The 23,593-nt window shown below is 69.1% G+C and carries 25 protein-coding genes; 24 read left to right on the plus strand and 1 reads right to left on the minus strand.

The genetic code is table 11. From position 1 onward, the window contains the following. Nucleotides 1-27 precede the first annotated feature (27 nt). The 10 genes from G6N30_RS13055 (at nucleotide 28) to G6N30_RS13100 (ending at nucleotide 9,370) form a co-directional block, all read left to right on the plus strand. Nucleotides 28-1,185 carry an acyl-CoA dehydrogenase family protein gene (locus tag G6N30_RS13055; RefSeq protein ID WP_134053393.1) on the plus strand — a complete coding sequence of 386 codons (1,158 nt, stop codon included), beginning with the start codon at nucleotides 28-30 and terminating at the stop codon, nucleotides 1,183-1,185. Between the two features lie 23 nt (nucleotides 1,186-1,208). Continuing rightward, the gene (locus tag G6N30_RS13060) at nucleotides 1,209-1,595 is read left to right on the plus strand and encodes a nitroreductase/quinone reductase family protein (protein ID WP_134053395.1); all 387 of its coding nucleotides are present in this window, start codon (nucleotides 1,209-1,211) and stop codon (nucleotides 1,593-1,595) included. A gap of 98 nt (nucleotides 1,596-1,693) precedes the next feature. Continuing rightward, nucleotides 1,694-2,800 carry a homogentisate 1,2-dioxygenase gene (locus G6N30_RS13065; protein WP_134053397.1) on the plus strand — a complete coding sequence of 369 codons (1,107 nt, stop codon included), beginning with the start codon at nucleotides 1,694-1,696 and terminating at the stop codon, nucleotides 2,798-2,800. After that, on the plus strand, nucleotides 2,797-3,996 hold the full coding sequence (locus tag G6N30_RS13070; protein ID WP_134053399.1) for an alpha/beta hydrolase family protein: 1,200 nt from the start codon (nucleotides 2,797-2,799) through the stop codon (nucleotides 3,994-3,996). Before G6N30_RS13065 ends, G6N30_RS13070 begins: the two co-directional genes overlap by 4 nt. Further along, nucleotides 3,993-5,192, plus strand: coding sequence for a CaiB/BaiF CoA transferase family protein (locus tag G6N30_RS13075; protein WP_134053401.1), 1,200 nt, complete (start codon nucleotides 3,993-3,995; stop codon nucleotides 5,190-5,192). Before G6N30_RS13070 ends, G6N30_RS13075 begins: the two co-directional genes overlap by 4 nt. After that, nucleotides 5,189-6,094 (plus strand): hydroxymethylglutaryl-CoA lyase, encoded by a 906-nt coding sequence (locus tag G6N30_RS13080; protein WP_134053403.1) that lies wholly within the window; start codon nucleotides 5,189-5,191, stop codon nucleotides 6,092-6,094. The genes G6N30_RS13075 and G6N30_RS13080 overlap by 4 nt, the downstream gene beginning before the upstream one ends. Nucleotides 6,095-6,102: 8 nt before the next feature. Beyond that, nucleotides 6,103-6,720 (plus strand): TetR/AcrR family transcriptional regulator, encoded by a 618-nt coding sequence (locus tag G6N30_RS13085; RefSeq protein WP_134053405.1) that lies wholly within the window; start codon nucleotides 6,103-6,105, stop codon nucleotides 6,718-6,720. 84 nt (nucleotides 6,721-6,804) lie between these two features. Continuing rightward, on the plus strand, nucleotides 6,805-8,043 hold the full coding sequence (locus G6N30_RS13090) for an acyl-CoA dehydrogenase family protein (RefSeq protein WP_134053407.1): 1,239 nt from the start codon (nucleotides 6,805-6,807) through the stop codon (nucleotides 8,041-8,043). After that, entirely contained in the window at nucleotides 8,040-8,999 is a 960-nt protein-coding gene (locus G6N30_RS13095; RefSeq protein WP_134053409.1) for a phosphotransferase family protein, read from the plus strand. Before G6N30_RS13090 ends, G6N30_RS13095 begins: the two co-directional genes overlap by 4 nt. Continuing rightward, the gene (locus G6N30_RS13100; RefSeq protein ID WP_134053411.1) at nucleotides 8,996-9,370 is read left to right on the plus strand and encodes a DUF6285 domain-containing protein; all 375 of its coding nucleotides are present in this window, start codon (nucleotides 8,996-8,998) and stop codon (nucleotides 9,368-9,370) included. The genes G6N30_RS13095 and G6N30_RS13100 overlap by 4 nt, the downstream gene beginning before the upstream one ends. A gap of 13 nt (nucleotides 9,371-9,383) precedes the next feature. Here the strand turns inward: G6N30_RS13100 and G6N30_RS13105 are convergent, their stop codons facing one another. Next, nucleotides 9,384-10,016, minus strand: coding sequence for a class I SAM-dependent methyltransferase (locus tag G6N30_RS13105; protein ID WP_134053413.1), 633 nt, complete (start codon nucleotides 10,014-10,016; stop codon nucleotides 9,384-9,386). Between the two features lie 61 nt (nucleotides 10,017-10,077). Between G6N30_RS13105 and G6N30_RS13110 the strand changes: the two genes are divergently transcribed. The 14 genes from G6N30_RS13110 to nuoL all read left to right on the plus strand — a co-directional run bounded on the left by G6N30_RS13110 (nucleotide 10,078) and on the right by nuoL (nucleotide 23,573). Then, nucleotides 10,078-10,509 carry a nuclear transport factor 2 family protein gene (locus tag G6N30_RS13110; protein ID WP_134053415.1) on the plus strand — a complete coding sequence of 144 codons (432 nt, stop codon included), beginning with the start codon at nucleotides 10,078-10,080 and terminating at the stop codon, nucleotides 10,507-10,509. Nucleotides 10,510-10,545: 36 nt separating this feature from the next. After that, a complete protein-coding gene (locus G6N30_RS13115; protein ID WP_134053417.1) occupies nucleotides 10,546-10,947 on the plus strand; it encodes an Rv3143 family two-component system response regulator in 402 nt (133 codons plus the stop codon). Between the two features lie 170 nt (nucleotides 10,948-11,117). Further along, nucleotides 11,118-11,492: an NADH-quinone oxidoreductase subunit A gene (locus G6N30_RS13120; protein ID WP_134053419.1), complete on the plus strand. Its 375-nt coding sequence runs from the start codon at nucleotides 11,118-11,120 to the stop codon at nucleotides 11,490-11,492. After that, the gene (locus G6N30_RS13125; protein ID WP_134053421.1) at nucleotides 11,483-12,037 is read left to right on the plus strand and encodes a NuoB/complex I 20 kDa subunit family protein; all 555 of its coding nucleotides are present in this window, start codon (nucleotides 11,483-11,485) and stop codon (nucleotides 12,035-12,037) included. Before G6N30_RS13120 ends, G6N30_RS13125 begins: the two co-directional genes overlap by 10 nt. Further along, nucleotides 12,034-12,729, plus strand: a complete 696-nt coding sequence (locus G6N30_RS13130; protein WP_134053423.1) for an NADH-quinone oxidoreductase subunit C — start codon at nucleotides 12,034-12,036, stop codon at nucleotides 12,727-12,729. Before G6N30_RS13125 ends, G6N30_RS13130 begins: the two co-directional genes overlap by 4 nt. Continuing rightward, nucleotides 12,729-14,069: an NADH dehydrogenase (quinone) subunit D gene (gene nuoD, locus G6N30_RS13135; protein ID WP_134053425.1), complete on the plus strand. Its 1,341-nt coding sequence runs from the start codon at nucleotides 12,729-12,731 to the stop codon at nucleotides 14,067-14,069. Before G6N30_RS13130 ends, nuoD begins: the two co-directional genes overlap by 1 nt. A gap of 28 nt (nucleotides 14,070-14,097) precedes the next feature. Next, nucleotides 14,098-14,940 (plus strand): NADH-quinone oxidoreductase subunit NuoE, encoded by an 843-nt coding sequence (nuoE, locus tag G6N30_RS13140; protein ID WP_134053427.1) that lies wholly within the window; start codon nucleotides 14,098-14,100, stop codon nucleotides 14,938-14,940. Beyond that, on the plus strand, nucleotides 14,937-16,253 hold the full coding sequence (gene nuoF / locus G6N30_RS13145) for an NADH-quinone oxidoreductase subunit NuoF (RefSeq protein ID WP_134053429.1): 1,317 nt from the start codon (nucleotides 14,937-14,939) through the stop codon (nucleotides 16,251-16,253). Before nuoE ends, nuoF begins: the two co-directional genes overlap by 4 nt. 103 nt (nucleotides 16,254-16,356) lie before the next feature. Next, nucleotides 16,357-18,747 (plus strand): NADH-quinone oxidoreductase subunit G, encoded by a 2,391-nt coding sequence (locus tag G6N30_RS13150; protein WP_134053431.1) that lies wholly within the window; start codon nucleotides 16,357-16,359, stop codon nucleotides 18,745-18,747. After that, entirely contained in the window at nucleotides 18,744-19,979 is a 1,236-nt protein-coding gene (nuoH, locus tag G6N30_RS13155; RefSeq protein WP_134053433.1) for an NADH-quinone oxidoreductase subunit NuoH, read from the plus strand. Before G6N30_RS13150 ends, nuoH begins: the two co-directional genes overlap by 4 nt. After that, complete coding sequence (gene nuoI, locus G6N30_RS13160) at nucleotides 19,972-20,496, plus strand: NADH-quinone oxidoreductase subunit NuoI (RefSeq protein WP_134053435.1); 525 nt, start codon at nucleotides 19,972-19,974, stop codon at nucleotides 20,494-20,496. Before nuoH ends, nuoI begins: the two co-directional genes overlap by 8 nt. Further along, nucleotides 20,493-21,263, plus strand: a complete 771-nt coding sequence (locus G6N30_RS13165; protein WP_134053437.1) for an NADH-quinone oxidoreductase subunit J — start codon at nucleotides 20,493-20,495, stop codon at nucleotides 21,261-21,263. Before nuoI ends, G6N30_RS13165 begins: the two co-directional genes overlap by 4 nt. Further along, entirely contained in the window at nucleotides 21,260-21,559 is a 300-nt protein-coding gene (gene nuoK / locus G6N30_RS13170) for an NADH-quinone oxidoreductase subunit NuoK (RefSeq protein WP_134053439.1), read from the plus strand. Before G6N30_RS13165 ends, nuoK begins: the two co-directional genes overlap by 4 nt. A 103-nt stretch (nucleotides 21,560-21,662) precedes the next feature. Then, nucleotides 21,663-23,573, plus strand: a complete 1,911-nt coding sequence (gene nuoL / locus G6N30_RS13175; RefSeq protein ID WP_134053441.1) for an NADH-quinone oxidoreductase subunit L — start codon at nucleotides 21,663-21,665, stop codon at nucleotides 23,571-23,573. Nucleotides 23,574-23,593 lie beyond the last annotated feature (20 nt).

Here is a 23,593-nt window from a genome sequence, read left to right on the forward strand (position 1 = left end):
TACTAAAAAGTACGGTAGGGTCCGGCCATGGCCGCAGCCTCTGGTGTCGAAGCCCGTCTGAGCCCGGCGCGTCTGGCCGAACGAGCACCCGAAGCCGAACGGTTGCGGCGTCTGCCGCAGGCGACGGTGGACGACCTCGTCGCATCGAAGATCACCGACCTGCTGGTGCCGGCCCGCTACGGCGGCCGAGAGGCGTCCTACCCGGAGATCCTGCGGCCGGTGCGCGAGCTGGCGCACGGCTGCGCGTCGAGCGCGTGGACCATCGGCTTCTACGTCCTGCACAACTGGATGGTCGCGTTGTTCGACGAACAAGCGCAGGCCGAGGCGTTCGCCGACCGCCCGTTCCTCGCACCGGCCCCGCTCGCGCCCACCGGCCGCGGCCGTCCCGACGGCGACGGGATACGGCTGAGTGGGCGCTGGTCCTGGGCGACGGGCGTGATGCACGGCAACTGGATCATGGTGGGCGCGCTGTGCGGACCCGACGAGGCCATCTACCCGGCGCTCGCCCTGCTGCCGATCGGCGACGTCACCGTCGAGGACGTCTGGCACACCGACGGGATGCGCGCCACCGGCTCCAACGATGTGGTCATCGAGGACGCGTACGTGCCGGCGCACCGCCTGGTGCGCGTGGCGGACATCCACGCGGGTACCGCGCCCGGTGCGGCGTTGCATGACGCACCCGCCTACCGCTGGCCGATGGTGCCCGCCCTGGCGTTTCTGGCCGCGATGCCCGCCCTGGGCAGCGCCGAACGCGTCCTCGAGATCTACACGGAACGCCTCGGCGAGCGAGTGCTGGCCTTTGAGGGTGTGAAGCAGCAGGACAAGCCGCTCGCCCAGGCCCGACTCGGTGAGGCCGACGTGCGCCTGCGGGCGCTGCGCGCACTGCTCGACGACGCCGTCGGCGGCATCGAGCAGCGGGTCCGTGACGGCGACGAGGTGCCGCTGATCGTGCGCGCACAGGCCCGGATGGCCGCGGCGCACATCGTGCACGAGTCCCGCGCGCTCATCGGCATGCTGATGTCGGCCTCAGGGGCGAGCGCGCATTTCGTGACGAACCCGTTGCAGCGGGCCAAACGCGACGTCGACGTTCTCGCCGGTCACGTGATCTTCGATTACGACACGAGCCGCGAATTGGCGGGCACACTGGCGGTCGGCGCACGGATTCCGCCGTTCGCGATGGTGTGAGCGGGGCGACGAAGGAGGACGAGATGGCCGGCCTGCGCGACACGGTGGCCCACACGTTCCAGAAGCGCATCGCCAACCCGGTCATGCGCCGGCTGCCGTTCCAGACGCTGCTGGAGACCACCGGCCGCAGATCCGGCCGGCCCCGCCGAACCCCGTTGGGCGGGAAGCGAATCGGTGATCAGTTCTGGTTCGTCTCGGAGTTCGGCGAGCGATCGCAGTACATCCGCAACATCCAGGCCGACCCTCACGTGCGTGTGCGCCTGCACGGCCGGTGGCACTCGGGTGTCGCGCATCTGCTGCCCGACGACGATCCGCAGGCGCGACTGCGGGAGCTGCCGCAGTTCAACAGTTTCGGGGTGCGCACGTTCGGCACGAATCTGCTCACCGTCCGGGTGGACCTGACCGACTGAACGTGTCGGCGCCGAACCCTTGTGGATGACGGGAGATAAAAGTAACGTCAGTTTTAGTTTGTGCCGCTCCCCCACGCGAACAGTCAATGGAGACTTCGATGGAATCGTTCGTTCACCTGCGCAAAGGCAAGACGCCCCGGCGGCCGCACGCCGACCTCGACGGCCAGAAAGACGACGAGCTCGGTCGCGGCGGGTTCACCGGACGGACCGCCAACATGTATCGGCGCAACGACCCCACCGCATTCCGCACCGTCGGACCGCTTCGCCCACTCGACGTCCTGGGTGATCAGCTCAAACCCGCCGACGCCACCGACGCCAACGGCGCACCGCTGCTGATGTTCTCCAACGCCGACTGTCAGGTGCTGCTCTCCCGGCGCACCGACCAGATGCCGTACTTCGCCCGCTACGTCGACGGAGATCTGCTGTCGTTCGTGCACACCGGTTCCGGGGTGTTCGAGACCGAGTTCGGACCGCTGCGCTACCGCGCCGGCGACTGGGTCTACATCCCGAAGGCGTGCACGTTCCGCCAGGTCCCCGACGCCGAGTCGATGCTGCTGATGATCCAGTCCGCCGAGGAGTTCCGCGTGCCGCCCCCCGGACCGCTCGGCAGGCACTTCCCCTTCGACCCCACCCAGGCCACCATCCCCGAGCCGGAGCCGATCGACGACGGCGTCGGCCCCCGGGTCGACGGCGAGTACGAAGTGCGGCTGTTCCACGAGGGCGGACCGACATCGCTGTTCTATCAACATCATCCGCTCGACGTGGAGGGATGGCGCGGCGACAACTTCGCGTTCACCTTCAACATCAGCGACTACCACGTCATCACGTCCGACAGCGTGCACCTGCCGGCCACCGCGCATCTGTTCATGCAGGCCACCGGGGTGTACGTGATGAACTTCCTGCCGAAGCCCGCCGAGGGTGTGCCCGGTACCGAACGCACACCCTGGTATCACCGCAACGTCGACTACGACGAGATCGCGTTCTTCCACGGCGGTTCGCTGTACGGCATCCCGATGCCGCCGGGGCTGATCTCCCACGCGCCGCAGGGTGTCCACCACGGCGCGCCGGAGAAGGCGCGGGAACGCGCCCGCCGGAAGTTCGACGAATTCCAGCGGGTCGACTGGCAGGTCATCGCCGTCGACACCCGTAAGCGGCTGATCCCGTCACCGGAAGTGCTGGCCAACGATCTGGGGCAGCATTCGTGACGACCGCCGTGCGCTACGAATACGACCGCATCCCGTATCTCGTTGCCTATCAGAACACCTCAGCGGTGCGTGACGTCTACGGCGGCGTCGCCGAACTCGTCGTGCTGGAGAGCCATCTACTGCGCCCGCGCGACAAGCCCTCGGACACCGTGTTGGTGTTCATGCACCCGATCGGCGGCGGCGCGTACCTGCCGATGATGAACGCGCTCGCCAAGGCCGGCCACCACGTCATCTACTGCAACAGCCGGTTCCGCGGCACCGATTCGGCGCTGCTGATGGAGAAGGTCGTCGAAGACCTCGGCGAGGCGATCAAGGACGCCAAGAACCGGCTGGGCTACGAGAAGGTGGTGCTCGCCGGCTGGAGCGGCGGCGGGTCGCTGTCGGTGTTCTACCAGCAGCAGGCGCAGCATCCGACCGTGACGGCGAGCCCGTCCGGGGACGGCCCCGACCTGACCAAGCTGGGGCTGATCCCCGCCGACGGCATCATGCTGCTGGCCGCCCACATCAGCCGCCACGGCACGCTGACCGAATGGCTCGACGCCTCGATCCTCGACGAGGCCGACCCCACCGACCGCGACCCTGAACTCGACCTCTACAACCCCGACAACCCCCACCAGCCGCCCTACACCGCCGAATTCCTCGAGCGGTACCGCGCCGCCCAGATCGCCCGGAACCGGCGAATCACCGCGTGGGTCAAGGACAAACTGGCCGAGCTGCGGTCGAGCGGAAGGCCCGGAGCGGACGTCGCCGAGTTCGCGTTCGTCGTGCACGGCACCATGGCCGACCCGCGCTGGCTGGACCCCACCGTCGACCCCAACGACCGCGCACCGGGCACCTGCTACCTCGGCGATCCAGAGGTGGTGAACATGAGCCCGGTGGGCCTGGCCCGGTTCTGCACACTGCGCAGCTGGCTGTCGCAGTGGAGCTACGACGACGCCAACGGTGACGCGGTGAAGGCGGGCCCGGACATCGCGGTGCCCACGCTGGTGATCGGCAACCTCGCCGACGACGCGTGCACACCGAGCCACACCCGGCGGCTGTTCGAGGCCATCGGCCACCCCGACAAGGAGATGCACGAGATCCCAGGGGCCAACCACTACTACTCCGGACCCGACCAACGTGAGACGCTGCGGGAGGCGGTCGGCATCTGCACCGACTGGCTGCACCGGCACGGGTTCTCTTCGGAGGTGGGATGACAGGCGCACTGGACGGTATCCGGGTCATCGAGATCGGCACGCTGATCTCCGGCCCGTTCGCCGGACGGTTACTCGGCGACATGGGCGCCGAGGTGCTCAAGATCGAGCCGCCCGGCGCCCCCGACCCGCTGCGCACCTGGGGCCAGGCCGAACTCCACGGGCACCGCTTCTTCTGGACCGTGCACGCGCGCAACAAGAAAGCCATCACGCTGGACCTGCGCACCCCGCGCGGCCGCGAGATCTTCCTCGAACTCGTCGAGCAGACCGACATCATCGTCGAGAACTTCCGGCCCGGCACCCTCGAGCGGTGGGACCTCGGCTACGACGTACTTCGCAGCCGGAACAAGGGCATCATCCTGGTGCGGGTCTCGGGTTACGGCCAGACCGGCCCCGATGCCCACCGAGCGGGGTACGCGTCGGTCGCCGAGGCGGCCAGCGGCCTACGCCACCTCAACGGCTTCCCCGGCGGACCCCCGCCCCGGCTGGCGCTCTCCCTGGGCGACAGCCTGGCCGGCATGTTCGCCGCACAGGGTGCGCTCGCCGCGCTGTACCGGCGCACCGTCACCGGTGAGGGCCAGGTCGTCGACACCGCGCTGACCGAATCCTGCCTGGCGGTCCAGGAGTCGACGATCCCGGACTACGACGTCGGCGGTGTGGTGCGCGGCCCGTCGGGCACTCGCCTGGAGGGGATCGCCCCGTCCAACATCTACCGCACCGCCGACGGCAGCTGGGTCGTCATCGCGGCCAACCAGGACACGGTCTTCCGCCGGCTGTGCGCCGCCATGGAACAGCCGGAGCTGGCGACCGACGACCGCTTCGCCGACCACTCGGCACGCGGCCGCAACCAGGACGAACTGGACAAGATCATCGGCGGCTGGGCGGCCGAACGCCAACCCGACGACATCATCGCGACGCTGTCGGCCGCCGGTGTCATCGCCGGGCCGATCAACACCGTCGCCGACGTGGTCGACGACCCACAGCTGCGGGCGCGCGGAATGATCGCCGAGCACTGGGACGAGCGCGTCGAACGCACCGTCCTCGGCCCCGGAATCGTGCCGGTGCTGTCGGAGTCGCCGGGAGAGATCCGCAATGCCGGCCCGGCGCGCCCCGGTCACCACAACGACGAGGTGTACGCCGGGATTCTCGGCAAGACCGCCGAGGAACTGGCCGAGCTGCGTGCCGAGGGGGTGCTGTGAGCGAGCTGCCCGCCAAGGTCGACATCCGCGAGGTCTCGCTTCGCGACGGCCTGCAGATCGAGCAGCCGATCCCGCTGTCGGCCAAACTCGAGTTGCTCGAAGCGGTCGTCGCCACCGGTGTCCGCGAGGTCGAGGCCACCGCGTTCGTCTCACCGTCGAAGGTGCCCGCGCTGGCCGACGCGGCCGAACTCGCCGCCGAGCTGGCCAGATTCGATCAGGTCGAGTTCTCGGCGCTGGTGGCCAGCCCGAACGGCGCCAAACGGGCGATCGCGGCTGAGCTGCGCTCCATCGAGTACGTGGTGTCGGCCGCCGACGGGCACAGCCGGGCCAACGTCGGGCGGTCCAGCGCGGAGGCGACCGCGGTGATCCCCGACATCGTCGCGATCGCCCACGACAGCGGCGCCACGGTCGAGGTGATCATCGCGACGGCCTGGGACTGCCCCTTCGACGGGCCCACCCCGCCGCAGCGGGTACTCGACATCGTGGACGCCGCAACCGGATTCGGCGTCGACCGGTTGGCGATCGCCGACACCATCGGCACCGCGACGCCCCGACGCGTCAGTGATCTCGTCGCGCAGGTGCGCCCCCGCATCGCTGACCTGCCGCTGGGCGCCCACTTCCACAACACCCGCGGCGCGGGCCTGGCCAGCGCCTACGCCGCCGTCCAGGCCGGGATCACCCGCCTCGACGCCTCGGTCGGCGGTTTGGGCGGTTGCCCGTTCGCCCCGGGCGCGAGCGGCAACATCGCCACCGAGGATCTGGTCTACCTGCTGCGCGACAGCGGTATCGACACCGACGTCGACCTTCAGGCCGCCATCGCCGCCGCCGTGGTCGCCCGCGCGGTCGTCGGCCACGACCTCCCCAGTGCGCTGCTGCGCGCCGGGGACCGGATCACCGGCTGAGCGCGGACATGGCCCCGGAGTCGTCGACGCTGAGCAGCAAGGGCCGCCAGACCCGGTACGCCATCGAGCAGGCAGCCCGGAAGCTGTTCGCCGAACGCGGTTTTCATGGCACCACGCTGGCCGACATCACCTCGGCCGCCGGCAAGTCGCCCGCGGTCTTCTACCGCTACTTCGACGACAAGGAGGATCTGCTGGCCGCGCTGGCCCAATCCTTCCTGCACGACGTCGTCGCCCCGTCGCGTTCGGCTGTGCCGCTCCCCGCCTCCCCCGACGACGGCGACTTCTTCACCACCGTGGTCACCGGCTACTGGAACATCTTCAAGCAGAACATCGGCATCATGATCGCCGTCGCGCAGCTCGCCGCGGCCCAGCAGCGATTCGCCGAGCTGCAGAACGAGTTCCGCCGCTTCGGGATGGACGTCGTCGCCGCGTCGGTGCGCAATGCCCAGGAACAGGGTTACGGCGCCGATCTCAACGCGGAGCACACGGCGGCGGCGATCGCGCTGCTCTTCGAGAACTTCACCGTCGTCATGGTCGGCTCGTCGGGCCTCGGTCTGCAGATGAGTGACGCCGACGCGATCGCCACGCTGTCGACCATCTGGAAGAAGACGCTGTATGGCTTCTGACCGCCGCCGCGCCGAGTGCACGGTTGTTGTGCGCAAACCTCGAGTAGACCCGTCCACAACCGTGCAGTCGGCGTAAGGAGAGACATGGATTTCACCCTCCCAGAACACCTTCCGGGCGTTCTCGCGGACATGGACGCGTTCATCGAGGCGGAGATCAAACCGCTCGAACGCGAGCACATGCAGTACTTCGACCGCCACCGCGAATATGCCCGCACCGACTGGGAGAACGGCGGCATCCCGCAGCGCGCATGGGAAGACCTGCTCGACGAGATGCGCCGCCGCGCCGACGCGGCCGGCTGGCTGCGGTACGGGCTGCCCGAACAGTTCGGCGGGCGCGGCGGCTCCAACATCGACATGGCGGTGATCCGAGAGCATCTGGCGCACAAGGGTCTCGGCCTGCACAACGACCTGCAGGACGAGTCGTCGATCGTCGGCAACTTCCCGCAGGTGATCATGATGGACCGCTTCGGCACCGATGCGCAGAAGGCCGAGTGGATCGAGGCGATGCTCACCGGTAAGCGGTCCATGGCCTTCGGTCTGACCGAACCGGACCACGGTTCGGACGCGACGTGGCTGGAGACCCGCGCCGTGCGCGACGGTGACGGCTGGGTCATCAACGGTAGGAAGCGGTGGAACACCGGCGTGCACCGCGCCACCCACGACCTGATCTTCGCGCGGACCTCCGGCGAACCCGGACAAGCCCGCGGCATCACCGCATTCCTCGTGCCCACTGACGCACCCGGTTTCGAGGTGCCGTACTACTGGTGGACGTTCAACATGCCCACCGACCACGGTGAGGTGGTGCTCACCGACGTCCGGGTGCCTGACGACGCGATCCTCGGCGAAGTGGACCGCGGCCTCGAAGTGGGCCAGACCTTCCTGCACGAGAACAGGATTCGCCAGGCCGCGAGCAGTCTCGGCGCCGCGCAGTACTGCATCGACCGCGCCGTGGAGTACGCCGGACGGCGCACGGTGTTCGGCAAACCGCTCGCGGTGAACCAGGCCGTGCAGTGGCCGCTGGTGGAACTGCAGACCGAGGCGCAGATGGTGCGGCTGCTCGTGTACTACGCCGCCACCGAATTGGACCGCAGCCACCACATGGAGGTCTCCGACAAGGTCTCGATGGCGAACTACCGGGCCAACCGGCTGGTGTGCGAGGCGGCCGATCGGGCCATGCAGGTCCACGGCGGTGTCGGGTACAGCCGTCACGAACCGTTCGAGCACATCTACCGCCACCACCGGCGCTACCGGATCACCGAGGGCGCCGAGGAGATCCAGATCCGCCGGGTCGCCCAGCGGCTGTTCGGGTTCGGGCGGAAGTGAGCTCTGAACTCGAGGCGGTGTTGCGCCCGCTGCTGGGCGAGGTGACGGTGGAGAACCTGACCACGCTGACGGGCGGGGCGAGCCGCACCACATCGGCGTTCGACGCGGTGGCCGCCGACACGAGGAGCAGGCTGATCCTGCGCACCGGCCCGCCCGACGAGGTGCACGCCGGGATGGAACTCGAGGCGCGGGCGCAACAGCGCGCGGCCGCCGTGGGCGCGCCGGTCCCCCGCATCGTGACCGCCGACAACGACCCTGCGGCACTGGGTAATCCGTATCTGATCTGCGAGGCGATCGACGGTGAGACGATCGTCCGCCGTATCCACCGGTCACTCGACGACGCCGGACGCGCTCGGTTGCTCACCCAGTGCGCCGAGGCGCTGGCGGCCATCCACCGCGCCGATCCACGGGATATCGGGCTGACCGAGACCGACCAGCTGGCCGAGTGGCGTGACCGCCTCGACGAAATGGGCGACAGTACCGCCACATTCGAATGGGCGTTCCGCTGGCTGGCCGCCCACCGACCGGCGCCGACGCCGCACCGGTTGGTGCACGGCGACTTCCGCATGGGCAATCTGATCGTCGACGGCACCGGCCTCGCCGCGGTCCTCGACTGGGAGCTCGTCCATGTCGGTGAGATCTACGAGGATCTCGCGTGGTTCTGCATCAGGGCGTGGCGGTTCGGCGCCGCGGAACGGCTCGGCGCGGGCGGGCTGGGCAGTGTGGAGGACTTCCTCACCGCCTACGAGGCCGCCAGCGGCGAGACTTTGGACCGGTCGGCGTTTCGCTGGTGGCTGACCGTCGCCACGCTCCGGTGGGGCGTCATCTGCCGCTATCAGGCCGAACGCCACCTCAGCGGGCAGACGCCGTCGGTGGAACTGGCCGCGATCGGCCGCCGCGTCTGCGAGACCGAATGGGATCTGCTCGACCTGCTCGAGGGCGGAGGACCGCGATGACCGGACCCCAGTGGTTGTACGGCAGGCCGACCGCGGCCGAACTCGTCGCCGCGGTGGCGGACTTCCTCGACAACGACGTGCGGGCGGCCACCCGGCGGGATGGCCGGCCCGCCGACGCGGGGCAGGTGGGTTTCCACGCCCGGGTGGCGGCGAACGTGCTGCGCACCGTCGAGCGGGAACTCTCCGACACCACCGCCGGGGAGGCCGTCGCGGCGCTGACCGGTCTCGGCTTCCCCGACGAGGCCCAGTTGGCGGCCGCGATCCGCGCCGGAGAGCTCGACGGCCGGGAATCCGAGCTGCTGCCCACCCTGCGGACCCTGGTCGGACACCGGCTGGCGGTGGCCCACCCCGGCTATGACCGGGTGGACTGAGCCCGCGGTGCGATCACGTCCGGCGCACGCGGGCCAGCCAAGCCGGTTCGTCGACGCGTGCCCCCACCGGCATTCCCAGCGCGTCGGCGTGCGCCGGGCCGACGACACCGCGGTAGGTGGTGGTGTCGACGGCCTCGACCCGCCAGCCGTCGGCGAACGCGGTCCGGATGTCGTCCTCGCTGACCTGCGGTCCGAAGCCCCGGCCTGCGTCGGAGAGCGCCAAGACGTGAACGACCGCGCCGGGGCGGCACACCTTGCGCAGGCTGTCCACGTAGCGCAGGCGATCAGCGGCGTCGAAGACGTGGAACAGCGCGCTGTCGACGACGGTGTCGAACCGCGCGTCCCCGTCGAGGCGCATGGCGTCGGCGACCTCGAAGCGGGCCGCCACGCCGCGGTCGGCCGCGTTGCGCCGGGCCAACTCGATCGCTCGCGCAGAGAAGTCGATTCCCAGCACGTCGTGGCCCCGCTCGGTGAGCAGGATCGTGTGCTCGCCGGCGCCGCACCCGGCGTCCAGGACCGCCCCGCGGATGGCGCCGCGCCGTTCGAGTTCGACGATCGCGGGTTGCGGTTCGCCGATCACCCATGGCGGCGCCCCGCCGGCGTAGATGTCGTCGAACAGGGATTTCGGAGGTGTCGTCTCAGGCATGTCCGCAGTGTCGTACCTGAAGTGCACTTCAGGTCAACCCGCCGATCGGAAGGAATCCACCATGGCCGGCCTGCCCGCTGACGCCCTCGACGAGGTGGCCGATCGACTGTTCGGCGCGATCGAACGCAGCGACACCGCCGCCGTCGAAGCGCTGTGGGCCGAGGATGTGCTGGTCTGGCACTCCGGGGACCGGCGGGACAACGACCGCGACCGCGCACTGCGGGTGATCTTCTGGTTGGTCGGCCACACCACCGAGCGGCGCTACGAGGTGCTCGACCGGCGCCTGTTCGGCGACGGTTTCGTCCAGCAGCACATCCTGCACGCCACCGGCAGCAACGGCAGCACGATCGCGATGAGGGTGTGCATCGTGATCGTCGTGCGTGCGGACGGTCTGATCACCCGGATCGACGAGTACTTCGACCCGGCCGAGATGGCGCCCCTGCTCGACGACACGCCCGAGAGGCGCGGCGCGGCGGACAAATCGCCCGAGTAGGTCGCCGTCACGGGCTCAGCCGCTAGCATCTGGCGCATGGCAGCCCCGCCCCGATCGCTGCGGATCCTGGTCTACAGCGACAATCCGCAGACGCGGGAAGCGGTGCGGCTGGCACTGGGCAAACGGGTCCACCCCGAACTGCCCGAGCTGAGCTACCTCGACGTGGCTACCGCCCCGATGGTGGTCAAACAGCTCGACGCAGGTGGTTTCGACCTGGCCATCCTCGACGGCGAAGCCACGCCCGCCGGCGGAATGGGGCTGGCGAAGCAGATCAAGGACGAGATCGCCGACGCGCCGCCGATCCTGGTGCTGACCGGCCGGCCGGACGACGCCTGGCTGGCGTCCTGGTCGCGCGCGGAAGCGGCGGTCCCGCACCCGATCGACCCCATCCGGCTGGGCGACGCGGTGGTGTCGTTGCTGCGGCTCTCCGCGCAGTAGCCCAAGCCCAATTGCCCTGCCGCGCTGCGGCATTCACGCATGGCGCGCTGCGGTCGACGCCGTGCGCCGCATTGGGAACCGATACTAACCAAATGTGTGGCGCAGATCCCAAACATGGCTAGGCTGTGGGTTAGCTCACATCGACAGCCCCGAGGGAGCGTTTGGCCGGTATGGACCTCTACACGCCGATCCTGGTACTCGGCGCCATCGCGGCGGTGTTCGCGGTGGTGTCGGTGGTGATCGCCGGGGTGGTCGGGCCGACCCGCTACAACCGGGCGAAACTCGAGGCCTACGAGTGCGGCATCGAGCCGCTGGCGCCCACCGGAGCCAACGCCCAGGCGACCGGCCAGCGTTTCCCGATCAAGTACTACCTGACGGCGATGTTGTTCATCGTCTTCGACATCGAGATCGTGTTCCTCTACCCCTGGGCCGTGGCGTTCGACAGCCTCGGGTTGTTCGCGCTGATCGAGATGCTGCTGTTCATGCTCACCGTGTTCGTGGCCTACGCCTATGTGTGGCGGCGGGGGGGACTCAATTGGGACTAGAGGAACGCCTCCCCGGCGGCATCCTGCTCTCGACGGTCGAGAAGGTCGCGGGCTACGTCCGTAGCGGTTCGCTGTGGCCCGCGACGTTCGGCCTCGCCTGCTGTGCGATCGAGATGATGGCCACCGCCGGTCCGCGGTTCGACATCTCACGGTTCGGGATGGAACGCTTCTCGGCCACACCGCGCCAGGCCGACCTGATGATCGTCGCAGGCCGCGTCAGCCAGAAGATGGCACCGGTGCTACGGCAGATCTACGACCAGATGGCCGAACCCAAATGGGTGCTCGCGATGGGTGTGTGCGCTTCCTCCGGCGGGATGTTCAACAACTACGCGATCGTCCAGGGCGTCGACCACGTCGTCCCGGTCGACATCTACCTCCCCGGTTGCCCGCCGCGACCGGAGATGCTGCTGCACGCAATCATCAAGCTGCACGAGAAGATTCAGCAGATGCCGCTCGGCGTCAACAGGGACGAGGCCATCCGGGAGGCCGAACGGGCCGCGCTCGCGGTGCCCTCCACGATCGAGTTGAAGGGGCTCCTGCGGTGACGGAGGCAGACAACGCCACCCGCAACGGCACGGGCGACCCGGAGATCATCGGTGTGCGTCGAGGGATGTTCGGCGCCAAGGGCTCCGGCGACACCTCGGGGTACGGCCGCCTGATCCGGCCGGTCGCGCTGCCCGGCAGTTCACCACGTCCGTACGGCGGAGACTTCGACGCGGTGGTCGACGCTCTCGCCGACGCGCTCGGCCGCGACGGTTACGACGCGTCGGTCGAACGCGTCGTCGTGTACCGCGACGAACTGACGCTCGAGATCGACCGCGCGCAACTGCCCGTCGTGGCCAAGACGCTGCGCGACGACCCGGCCCTGCGGTTCGAACTGTGCCTCGGCGTGAGCGGGGTGCACTACCCCGGCGACGAAGGGCGCGAACTGCATGCGGTCTACCCGCTGATGTCGATCACCCACAACCGGCGAATCCGGCTGGAAGTGGCCGCACCCGACGACGATCCGCACATCCCCTCGCTGTTCACCGTGTATCCGACCACCGACTGGCACGAGCGGGAGACCTACGACTTCTTCGGCATCGTCTTCGACGGCCACCCGTCGCTCACCCGGATCGAGATGCCCGACGACTGGGTCGGGCATCCGCAGCGCAAGGACTACCCGCTGGGCGGTATCCCCGTCGAGTACCACGGCGCCCGGATTCCACCGCCCGACGAGCGGAGGGCCTACAACTGATGAACGTTCCCCCCGACCCGCCCGTCGCGGGCGGTGATGCGCGCACCGGCACCGAGACCGTCGTGGTCGTCGGTGGCGAGGACTGGGAGCAGGTGGTGGCCGCCGCCGAACAGGCGCAGGCGGGCGAACGCATCGTCGTCAACATGGGCCCGCAGCATCCCTCCACGCACGGAGTGCTGCGGCTGATCCTCGAGATCGAGGGCGAGACGATCACCGAAGCCCGTTGCGGGATCGGCTATCTGCACACCGGCATCGAGAAGAACCTGGAATACCGGAACTGGACGCAGGGCGTCACCTTCGTCACCCGGATGGACTACCTGTCGCCGTTCTTCAACGAAACCGCCTACTGCCTGGGGGTGGAGAAGCTGCTCGGGATCACCGACGCGATCCCGGAGCGCACCAACGTGATCCGCGTGATGCTGATGGAACTCAACCGCATCTCGTCGCATCTGGTCGCCCTGGCCACCGGCGGTATGGAACTCGGCGCGATGAGCGCGATGTTCTATGGCTTCCGGGAACGCGAAGAAATCCTGTCGGTGTTCGAGATGATCACCGGCCTGCGGATGAACCACGCCTACATCCGGCCCGGCGGCCTGGCCGCCGACCTGCCCGATGGCGCCGTCCCGCGCATCCGCGACCTGCTCGCCCTGCTGCCGGGGCGGCTGCGCGATCTGGAGAACCTGCTCAACGAGAACTACATCTGGAAGGCCCGTACCCAGGGCATCGGCTACCTCGACCTCGCGGGGTGCATGGCGCTCGGCGTGACCGGGCCGGTCCTGCGCTCGACCGGACTGCCCCACGATCTGCGCCGGGCCCAGCCCTACTGCGGTTACGAGAACTACGAATTCGACGTGATCACCGACGACGGATGCGACGCGTACGGCCGGTATCTCATCCGGGTGAAGGAGATGCGCGAATCGCTCAAGATCGTCGAGCAGTGCCTCGACCGGCTCGAACCCGGGCCGGTGATGATCGAGGACAAGAAGCTGGCCTGGCCGGCCGACCTCGCGCTCGGACCCGACGGTCTGGGCAACTCCCCCGAACACATCGCCCGCATCATGGGGCATTCGATGGAGGGTCTCATCCACCACTTCAAGCTGGTGACCGAAGGCATCCGGGTGCCGGCCGGGCAGGTGTACACGGCGGTCGAATCACCGCGCGGCGAACTCGGCGTGCACATGGTCTCCGACGGCGGCACGCGCCCGTACCGGGTGCACTACCGCGACCCGTCCTTCACGAATCTGCAGGCGGTGGCGGCGATGTGCGAGGGCGGTATGGTCGCCGACGCCATCTCGGCGGTCGCGTCGATCGACCCGGTCATGGGTGGGGTGGACAGATGATGAGCGCTCGCGCGAAGAGGGTCGGCGGATGATCTTCCTCGAACTCGGCCAGCGGCCGGAGGAACCGGGACCGCCGATCAGCGGCTCCGCATCCTACGAACCCGACGTCGCGACCCGTCTCGGCAAGGATGCGGCACGCATCGTCGCGCGCTATCCGCAGGCCCGGTCCGCACTGCTGCCGCTGCTGCACCTGGTGCAGTCCGAGGACGGCTGCCTCACGCCCGCCGGAATCGCGTTCTGCGCCAACCAGCTCGGACTGACCGACGCCGAGGTGGCGGCGGTGGCGACGTTCTACTCCATGTACCGTCGCACCCCGACAGGCGATTATCTGGTCGGGGTCTGCACCAACACGCTGTGCGCGGTCATGGGTGGCGACGAGATCCTCGACGCACTGCAGGATCACCTCGGTGTCCACGCGGGACAGACCACCGACGACGGCCGGGTCACCCTCGAACACATCGAGTGCAACGCGGCATGCGACTACGCACCGGTCGTGATGGTGAACTGGGAGTTCTTCGACAACCAGACCCCCGTGTCGGCACGCGAACTCGTCGACGAACTCCGCGCGGGGAGATCCGTGACGCCCACCCGCGGTGCACCGCTGTGCACCTTCCGAGAGACCGCGCGAACGCTCGCCGGGCTCAGCGACCCGGGCGCCGTCGCCGATTCGGTGGCGACGGGGGAGGCGACGCTGGCCGGTCTGCGCGTCGCCCGCGCCAACGGAATGTCCGCACCGGATCCGGACACCCCGAACGACGCTGCCACACAACCGGATCCACAGCTCACCGAAGCGGCCGACTCGACCCGGGACGAACCCGCCCCGGCACCGGAAGCGGCCGCTCCCCCGCCGGTCAACGGGTCGGCGCCATGACCGCGCTCACCCCGGTGCTGACCCGGTTCTGGGACGAACCGGAGCCCTGGACGCTGCAGACCTACCGGCGCCACGACGGATACCGCGCGCTCGAACAGGCGCTGGCCATGGGTCCCGACGAGGTCATCGCCACGGTGAAGAACTCGGGGCTGCGGGGCCGGGGCGGTGCGGGCTTCCCCACCGGCACCAAATGGTCGTTCATCCCGCAGGGTGACGACGGACCCGGCGCCAAACCGCACTACCTGGTCGTCAACGCCGACGAGTCGGAACCCGGGACCTGCAAAGACATCCCGCTGCTGATGACCACGCCGCACTTCCTGGTGGAAGGTGCGATCATCGCCGCCTACGCGATCCGCGCCCACCACGCGTTCATCTACGTACGCGGTGAGGTGGTGCCGGTGCTGCGTCGCCTGCAGGCCGCGGTCGCCGAGGCCTACGAGGCCGGCTATCTGGGCACCGACATCTGCGGATCCGGTTTCGATCTCGAGCTCATCGTCCACGCCGGCGCCGGCGCCTACATCTGCGGTGAGGAGACCGCACTGCTCGACTCGTTGGAGGGCCGCCGCGGCCAGCCCCGGCTGCGCCCGCCGTTCCCGGCGGTCGCCGGTCTCTACGCGTGCCCGACGGTGGTCAACAACGTCGAGTCCATCGCGAGTGTGCCCCCGATTCTGCGAGGCGGCATCGACTGGTTCCGCTCGATGGGTTCGGAGAAATCGCCCGGCTTCACGCTGTATTCGCTGTCCGGCCACGTCGCCCGCCCCGGCCAGTACGAGGCGCCGCTGGGGATCACGCTGCGTGAGCTGCTTGAGTACGCCGGGGGGGTCCGCGCCGGCCACACCCTGAAGTTCTGGACACCGGGAGGGTCCTCGACCCCGCTGCTCACCGGCGAACACCTCGACGTGCCACTGGATTACGAGGGCATGGCGTCGGTGGGGTCGATGCTGGGCACCAAGGCGCTGCAGATCTTCGACGACACCACCTGTGTGGTCCGCGCGGTGCGGCGCTGGACGCAGTTCTACGCCCACGAATCCTGCGGAAAGTGCACCCCGTGCCGGGAGGGCACCTACTGGCTCACCCAGATCTACGCGCGCCTGGAGAGCGGTGACGCCACCGAGGCCGACGTCGACAAGCTGCTCGACATCTCCGACACCATCCTCGGAAAGTCGTTCTGCGCATTGGGCGACGGGGCCGCGAGCCCGATCATCTCGTCGATCAAGTTCTTCCGCGACGAATACCTCGCGCATCTCGGGGGCGGCTGCCCGTTCGATCCGCACGCCTCGACGCTGATGGCAGGACGAGAGGTGGGGGTGTGAGCGCTCCCTGCGGCCTCCCATCGCCGAGTGTGCGGTTTCGTCCGCGACGCGCCGCGCGAGGCGTACGGAACCGCACACTCGCGGGAAGGAGGTGGGGGTCCAAATGACGCAGACCGCCGACACGGGCACGCCGAGCGCACCGCCGGTCGAGATGGTGGAACTCACCATCGACGGCGCCACGGTCAGCGTGCCCAAGGGCACACTGGTGATCCGGGCCGCCGAGTTGATGGGCATCCAGATCCCCCGGTTCTGCGACCACCCGCTGCTCGACCCCGTCGGGGCGTGCCGGCAGTGCCTGGTCGAGGTGGAGGGCCAGCGCAAACCGATGGCGTCGTGCACCACGACGGTGAGCCAGGACATGGTGGTGCGCACCCAGTTCAGTTCCGAGGCCGCCGACAAGGCGCAGCGCGGTGTGATGGAACTGCTGCTGATCAACCATCCGCTCGACTGCCCGGTCTGCGACAAGGGCGGTGAGTGTCCGTTGCAGAACCAGGCGATGTCCAACGGGCGCGCCGAAACCCGGTTCACCGACGTCAAGCGAACCTTCCCGAAGCCGATCAACATCAGCTCCCAGGTGCTGCTCGACCGCGAACGGTGCGTGCTGTGCGCACGGTGTACCCGCTTCTCCCAGCAGATCGCCGGGGACCCGTTCATCGAGCTGCTGGAACGCGGTGCGCTGCAACAGGTCGGCATCGCTCCCGGTGAGCCGTTCCAGTCCTATTTCTCCGGCAACACCGTCCAGATCTGTCCGGTCGGCGCGCTCACGGGCACCGCCTACCGGTTCCGGGCGCGGCCCTTCGACCTGGTGTCGAGCCCCAGCGTGTGCGAGCACTGCGCCTCGGGATGCGCGCAACGCACCGACCACCGCCGCGGAAAGGTGTTGCGCCGGTTGGCCGGTGACGATCCGCAGGTCAACGAGGAGTGGAACTGCGACAAGGGACGCTGGGCGTTCACCTATCCGACCGTGGGCGACCGCATCGCCACACCACTTATCCGCGACGACGACGGTGCGCTGCGCCCGGCGTCGTGGTCGGAGGCACTCGCCGCGGCGGCCGCCGGGCTGGCCGCCGCAGGCCGGGCCGGTGTGGTGGTGGGTGGCCGCGCCACCGTCGAAGACGCGTACGCCTACGCGAAGTTCGCGCGCATGGTGCTCGACACCAACGACGTCGACTTCCGGGTGCGGCCGCACAGCGCCGAGGAGGCCGATTTCCTCGCCGCACACGTGGCGGCCCGGCCGATGGAGGTCACCTACTCCGACCTGGAGACCGCCCCCGCGGTGCTGCTGGCCGGATTCGAACCCGAGGACGAGTCGCCGATCGTGTTCCTGCGGTTGCGCAAGGCCGTGCGCAAACAGGGACTGCAGGTGCTCTCGGTCGCGCCGTTGGCCAGTCGCGGATTGACGAAACTGGCCGGCCGCCTCGTCGCGGCCGGACCCGGCGGTGAAGCGGCCGCCCTCGACGGGCTGTCCGACGAGACGCTGCTGCGCCTGCCCGGCGCGCTCATCCTCGTCGGCGAGCGGTTGGCCGCGGCGCCGGGCGGTTTGACCGCGGCGGCCCGGCTCGCCGCCGCGACCGGCGCACGGCTGGCCTGGGTACCGCGCCGCGCCGGGGAGCGCGGCGCCGTGGAGGCCGGCGCCCTGCCGACCCTGCTGCCCGGCGGCCGTCCGGTCGCCGACGCCTCGGCCCGCGCGCAGCTCGCGGCGGCCTGGCACACCGACCGCCTGCCGGACACCCCGGGCCGCGACACCGGGGCGATCCTCGACGCGGCGCGCTCGGGGGCGCTCGGCGCGCTGGTGTGCGGCGGTGTCGACGTGACCGACCTCCCCGACCCGGACGCCGCGCTCGCCGCGCTGGCGGCGGTGCCGTTCGTGGTCAGTCTCGAGCTCCGCGAAAGCGACGTCACCCGGTCGGCCGACGTGGTGTTCCCCGTGGCTCCGGTGGCCGAGAAGGGTGGCGCGTTCCTGGATTGGGAGGGCCGGCTGCGTTCCTTCGCACCGGCGTTGCGCAGCAATGCGATTCCCGATCTGCGCGTGCTGAACTTCCTGGCCGACGAGATGGGCGTCGATCTAGCCCTCCCGGACGTGGCGGCGGCCGGCGCGGAACTGGGCAGGCTGGGCTGGTGGGACGGGCCGCGCGCGGCGTCCGAACACGAGGCGACGCCGCCACCGCAGCCTGGGCCGGGACAGGCGGTGCTGACGGGCTGGCGGATGCTGCTCGACCTCGGCCGGATGCAGGACGGCGAACCCCATCTCGCAGGCACCGCACCCGCCCCCGTCGTCCGGCTGTCCGAAGGCACCGCGGGCGCCATCGGCGCGGGGCCCGGTGACCTGGTCACCGTCAGCACCCCGCGCGGACAGATCACACTTCCGCTCGTCGTCACCGACATGGCCGACGGCGTCGTGTGGCTGCCGCTGAACTCCCCCGGTTCGCAGGTACACCGCCAACTCGGCGTGAGCATCGGCGCCGTCGTGGCGATCGGGCGGGCCGCATCGTGACCCACCCCGACCCCACCCTGTTCGGCCACGACCCCTGGTGGCTGATCCTCGCGAAGGCCGTCGGCATCTTCGCGTTCCTGGTGCTCACGGTGCTGGCCGCGATCCTGATCGAGCGGAAGGTGCTGGGCCGCATGCAGATGCGGTTCGGGCCCAACCGAGTCGGACCGAAGGGGCTGCTGCAGTCCCTGGCCGACGGCATCAAGCTGGCTCTCAAGGAGGGCATCACGCCTGTCGGCGTCGACCGGCCGATATACCTACTCGCGCCCGTGATCTCGGTCATCCCGGCGTTCATGGCGTTCGCCGTGATCCCGATGGGCGGTGCGGTGTCGGTGTTCGGGCATCGCACCGCGCTCCAGTTGACCGACCTCGCCGTCGCGGTGCTCTACATCCTCGCCGTCACCTCGGTCGGCGTGTACGGCATCGTGCTCGCGGGCTGGGCGTCCGGATCGACGTATCCCCTTCTGGGCGGGTTGCGTTCGAGTGCGCAGGTGGTCTCCTACGAGATCGCGATGGCCCTGTCGTTCGCCACCGTCTTCCTCTACGCCGGCACGATGTCGACCTCGGGCATCGTCGCCGCCCAGGACAGGACGTGGTACGTCTTCCTGCTTCTGCCCTCGTTCCTGGTGTACGTGACGTCGATGGTCGGCGAGACCAACCGGGCGCCGTTCGATCTCCCCGAAGCCGAGGGTGAGCTGGTCGGCGGCTTCCACACCGAGTACTCGTCACTGAAGTTCGCGATGTTCATGCTCGCCGAGTACGTCAACATGACCACCGTGTCGGCGCTGGCCACCACGATGTTCCTGGGCGGCTGGCACGCCCCCTGGCCGATCAGCATCTGGGACGGCGCAAACTCCGGATGGTGGCCGCTGCTGTGGTTCACCGCCAAGGTGTGGGCGTTTCTGTTCGTCTACATCTGGTTGCGCGGCACCCTGCCCCGGCTGCGCTACGACCAGTTCATGGCCATCGGATGGAAGATGCTGATCCCGGTCTCGCTGGCATGGATCATGGTCGTGGCCACCGCACACACCCTGCGCAACACCGGCTACGGCGGATGGGCGAGCGGGGTGCTGATCGCCGGCACCGTCCTGACACTGCTGCTCGCCGCCGTTCTGTGGCGCACCATGCGTTTCCGCCGGGAGCGCCCCGCTGCGGGCGACACCGCCGAGGACACCTTCCCCACCCCGCCGATGCCCGGCCGCGCGGCCGTGACCAGGGAGACAACCGATGCCTAAGCTGTGGGACGCCGTCGCCGGCTTCGCCGTCACGTTCGGCACGCTGTTCAAGAAGCCCATCACCGAGGAGTATCCGGAGAAACCCGGTCCGGTCGCCCCCCGGTATCACGGCCGCCATCAACTGAACCGGTATCCCGACGGTCTCGAGAAGTGCATCGGGTGCGAACTGTGCGCGTGGGCCTGTCCCGCCGACGCCATCTACGTGGAGGGCGCCGACAACACCCCCGACGAACGCTATTCGCCCGGTGAACGTTACGGCCGCGTCTACCAGATCAACTACCTGCGCTGCATCGGCTGCGGCCTGTGCATCGAGGCCTGCCCGACGCGCGCGCTGACGATGACCAACGAGTACGAGATGGCCGACGACAACCGCGCCGACCTGATCTGGGGTAAGGACAAGCTGCTCGCGCCACTACGCGAAGGCATGCAGGCACCGCCGCACCCGATGGCGCACGGCGCCACCGACGACGACTACTACCTGGGCCGGGTCGGTCCGGTCACCGAGGACGTCACATGACCCCGCACCTGCTGGTCCTGGCCGCCGACGGCGCGGCGCGCACCTCCACGAGCGAGGCCGTCGTGTTCTGGATCGTCGGCGGCATCGCGTTGCTGGGGGCGATCGGGGTGATCGCCGCCCCCAAGGCGGTGTACTCGGCGATCTTCCTCGCGGCCACCATGATCGCGCTGGCCGTGCTCTACATCGCACAGGAGGCGCTGTTCCTCGGCGTGGTGCAGGTCGTGGTCTACACGGGCGCGGTGATGATGTTGTTCCTGTTCGTGCTGATGCTCGTCGGGGTGGATTCGTCGGAGTCGCTGGTGGAGACGATCCGGGGTCAGCGCATCGCGGCGATCGTGGTCGGCATCGGATTCGGCGTGCTGCTGATCGCGGGCATCGGCACCGTCTCGGTGGCCGGGTTCACCGGTCTGCCCGAGGCCAACAGCGGGGGCAACGTGGAGGGTCTGGCCGAGCTGATCTTCACCCGCTACCTGTGGGCCTTCGAACTCACCGGCGCGCTGCTGATCACCGCGGCGCTCGGCGCCATGGTGCTGGCGCACCGGGAGCGCTTCGAACACCGCAAGACCCAGCGGGAGCTGTCGATCGAACGATTCAGGAGCGGTGGGCATGCCACGCCGATGCCGAATCCCGGGGTGTACGCGCGGCACAACGCCGTCGACATGCCGGGCCGGCTGCCCGACGGCAGCGGCGCCAGGTCGTCGGTCAGCACGATCCTGCATCCGCGGGCGGTTCCACCGTCGGGTGACGGAAGGAACGGCCACTCGTGAACCCCGACAACTACCTGTACCTGTCCGCGCTGCTGTTCACGATCGGGGCGGCCGGAGTGCTGTTGCGACGCAACGTCATCGTGGTGTTCATGTGTGTGGAGCTGATGCTCAACGCCGCCAACCTCGCGTTCGTGGCGTTCTCCCGGATGCACGGTCGACTCGACGGGCAGGTGGTGGCGTTCTTCACGATGGTGGTCGCCGCATGCGAGGTGGTGATCGGGCTGGCCATCATCATGACCATCTACCGGGCCCGTCGGTCGGCCTCGGTCGACGACGCGAACCTGTTGAGGCACTGATGAGCGCTCGCGCGAAGAAGAGAAGGCACTGATGAGCGCTCGCGCGAAGAAGAGAAGGCACTGATGAGCGCTCGCGCGAAGAAGAGAAGGCACTGAGGCGCTGATGACCGCTGGAGTGTGGCTGCTGATCGCGCTTCCCCTGGCCGGCGCCGTCGCCCTGCTGCTGGCCGGGCGGCGCTCCGACCGTTGGGGTCACCTGGTGGGTACCGCGGCGGCGGTGGCGTCGTTCGTCGTGGGCGCCGTGTTGTTCGCCGGGATGCTGAGCCGGCCCGCCGAGGAACGCGCCGTGCACGAGACCTTGTTCTCGTGGGTGCCGGTCGGCGAACTGCAGGTCGACTTCGGTCTGCAACTCGACCAGCTGTCGATGTGTTTCGTCCTGCTGATCACCGGTGTCGGCTCGCTCATCCACGTCTACTCGATCGGGTACATGGCCCACGACCCGGGCCGCAGAAGGTTTTTCGCGTACCTCAACCTGTTCGTGGCGGCCATGCTGCTGCTGGTGCTGGCCGACAACTATCTCGGCCTCTACGTCGGATGGGAGGGCGTCGGTCTGGCGTCGTACCTGCTGATCGGGTTCTGGTCGCACAAGCCGTCGGCGGCAACCGCGGCGAAGAAGGCCTTCGTCGTCAACCGTGTCGGTGACATGGGCCTGGCGATCGCGTTGATGGTCATGTTCGCCACGGTCGGGTCGGTCTCGTTCGCCGGAGTGTTCGGCGCCGCACCGCAACTCGGCGAGGGCACGCTGACCGCGATCGGTCTGCTGCTGCTGCTCGGCGCCTGCGGCAAATCGGCCCAGGTGCCGTTGCAGTCCTGGCTGGGTGACGCGATGGAGGGCCCGACGCCGGTGTCGGCGTTGATCCATGCCGCCACCATGGTCACCGCGGGGGTGTACCTGATCGTGCGCTCCGGTCCGGTCTTCGACCTCGCGCCGGCAGCCCAACTCGCCGTCGTCATCGTCGGCACGGTGACACTGCTGTTCGGGGCGATCGTCGGCTGCGCCAAGGACGACATCAAGAAGGCGCTGGCCGCGTCGACGATGAGCCAGATCGGGTACATGGTGCTGGCGGCCGGGCTCGGCCCGGCCGGCTACGCGTTCGCGATCATGCACCTGCTGACCCACGGATTCTTCAAGGCCGGTCTGTTCCTCGGCGCCGGCTCCGTCATGCACGCCATGGGCGACGAGGTGAACATGCGCCGCTACGGCGGGCTGCGCAAGGCCCTGCCGATCACCTTCGCCACGTTCGGGTTGGGGTATCTGGCGATCATCGGGGTGCCGCCCCTGGCGGGGTTCTTCTCCAAGGACGGCATCATCGAAGCCGCGCTGGGCGCCGGCGGCGTCAAGGGCTGGGTGCTTGGGGGTGCGGCGATCGTCGGCGCAGGTATCACCGCCTTCTACATGACGCGGGTCATGTTGATGACGTTCTTCGGCGAGAAGCGTTGGGCCGGTGGGGTGAGCGAAGCGACGGGGGATGGACCCAGCGTGCATCCGCATGAGGCGCCCGCCGTCATGACCGCACCGATGATCGTGCTGGCCGTCGGGTCGGTGGGCTCCGGCGGCTTCCTCGCGATCAACGGCACGCTGTCGCACTGGCTGGAACCGGTGGTCGGCACCCACGAGGAAGCGCACGCGGTGCCGGTCGTCGTCGCCACCGTGCTGATCCTGTCGGTCGTCGCCGTCGGAATCGCGATCGCCTACCGCATGTACGGCAGGCGCGCGGTGCCTGCGGAGGTTCCGGCGGGATCCGCGCTGACCGTCGCCGCTCGCCGCGACCTCTACGGCGATGCCTTCAACGAAGGAGTGCTCATGCGGCCGGGGCAGGCGCTCACCGCGACAGTGGTCCGGATCGACGACGAGGCCGTCGACGGTGCAGCGACCGGACTCGCCGCACTGGTGTCCAAGTGGTCGGACGGAATGCGCCGTCTGCAAACCGGTTTCGCGCGGTCCTACGCGCTGGGCATGCTCGGCGGCGCGGCGCTGATCGTGGCGGCGATCCTGGCGGTGAACCTGTGGTGATTCCCTGGCTGAGCGTGCTG

Origin of the sequence: Mycolicibacterium litorale, assembly GCF_010731695.1 — a bacterium.
GTDB lineage: Bacteria > Actinomycetota > Actinomycetes > Mycobacteriales > Mycobacteriaceae > Mycobacterium > Mycobacterium litorale.

Excerpts from the sequence above, each read along its gene's own strand:
- G6N30_RS13105 (WP_134053413.1), bottom strand. The coding sequence starts at position 10,016 with ATGCCTGAGACGACACCTCCGAAATCCCTGTTCGACGACATCTACGCC.
- G6N30_RS13150 (WP_134053431.1), top strand. The coding sequence starts at position 16,357 with ATGACGCAGACCGCCGACACGGGCACGCCGAGCGCACCGCCGGTCGAG.
- G6N30_RS13065 (WP_134053397.1), top strand. The coding sequence starts at position 1,694 with ATGGAATCGTTCGTTCACCTGCGCAAAGGCAAGACGCCCCGGCGGCCG.
- nuoD (WP_134053425.1), top strand. The coding sequence starts at position 12,729 with ATGAACGTTCCCCCCGACCCGCCCGTCGCGGGCGGTGATGCGCGCACC.
- G6N30_RS13075 (WP_134053401.1), top strand. The coding sequence starts at position 3,993 with ATGACAGGCGCACTGGACGGTATCCGGGTCATCGAGATCGGCACGCTG.
- nuoI (WP_134053435.1), top strand. The coding sequence starts at position 19,972 with ATGCCTAAGCTGTGGGACGCCGTCGCCGGCTTCGCCGTCACGTTCGGC.
- G6N30_RS13090 (WP_134053407.1), top strand. The coding sequence starts at position 6,805 with ATGGATTTCACCCTCCCAGAACACCTTCCGGGCGTTCTCGCGGACATG.
- G6N30_RS13110 (WP_134053415.1), top strand. The coding sequence starts at position 10,078 with ATGGCCGGCCTGCCCGCTGACGCCCTCGACGAGGTGGCCGATCGACTG.
- nuoL (WP_134053441.1), top strand. The coding sequence starts at position 21,663 with ATGACCGCTGGAGTGTGGCTGCTGATCGCGCTTCCCCTGGCCGGCGCC.
- G6N30_RS13055 (WP_134053393.1), top strand. The coding sequence starts at position 28 with ATGGCCGCAGCCTCTGGTGTCGAAGCCCGTCTGAGCCCGGCGCGTCTG.
- nuoE (WP_134053427.1), top strand. The coding sequence starts at position 14,098 with ATGATCTTCCTCGAACTCGGCCAGCGGCCGGAGGAACCGGGACCGCCG.
- G6N30_RS13085 (WP_134053405.1), top strand. The coding sequence starts at position 6,103 with ATGGCCCCGGAGTCGTCGACGCTGAGCAGCAAGGGCCGCCAGACCCGG.
- G6N30_RS13060 (WP_134053395.1), top strand. The coding sequence starts at position 1,209 with ATGGCCGGCCTGCGCGACACGGTGGCCCACACGTTCCAGAAGCGCATC.
- nuoF (WP_134053429.1), top strand. The coding sequence starts at position 14,937 with ATGACCGCGCTCACCCCGGTGCTGACCCGGTTCTGGGACGAACCGGAG.
- G6N30_RS13100 (WP_134053411.1), top strand. The coding sequence starts at position 8,996 with ATGACCGGACCCCAGTGGTTGTACGGCAGGCCGACCGCGGCCGAACTC.
- G6N30_RS13120 (WP_134053419.1), top strand. The coding sequence starts at position 11,118 with ATGGACCTCTACACGCCGATCCTGGTACTCGGCGCCATCGCGGCGGTG.
- G6N30_RS13115 (WP_134053417.1), top strand. The coding sequence starts at position 10,546 with ATGGCAGCCCCGCCCCGATCGCTGCGGATCCTGGTCTACAGCGACAAT.
- G6N30_RS13165 (WP_134053437.1), top strand. The coding sequence starts at position 20,493 with ATGACCCCGCACCTGCTGGTCCTGGCCGCCGACGGCGCGGCGCGCACC.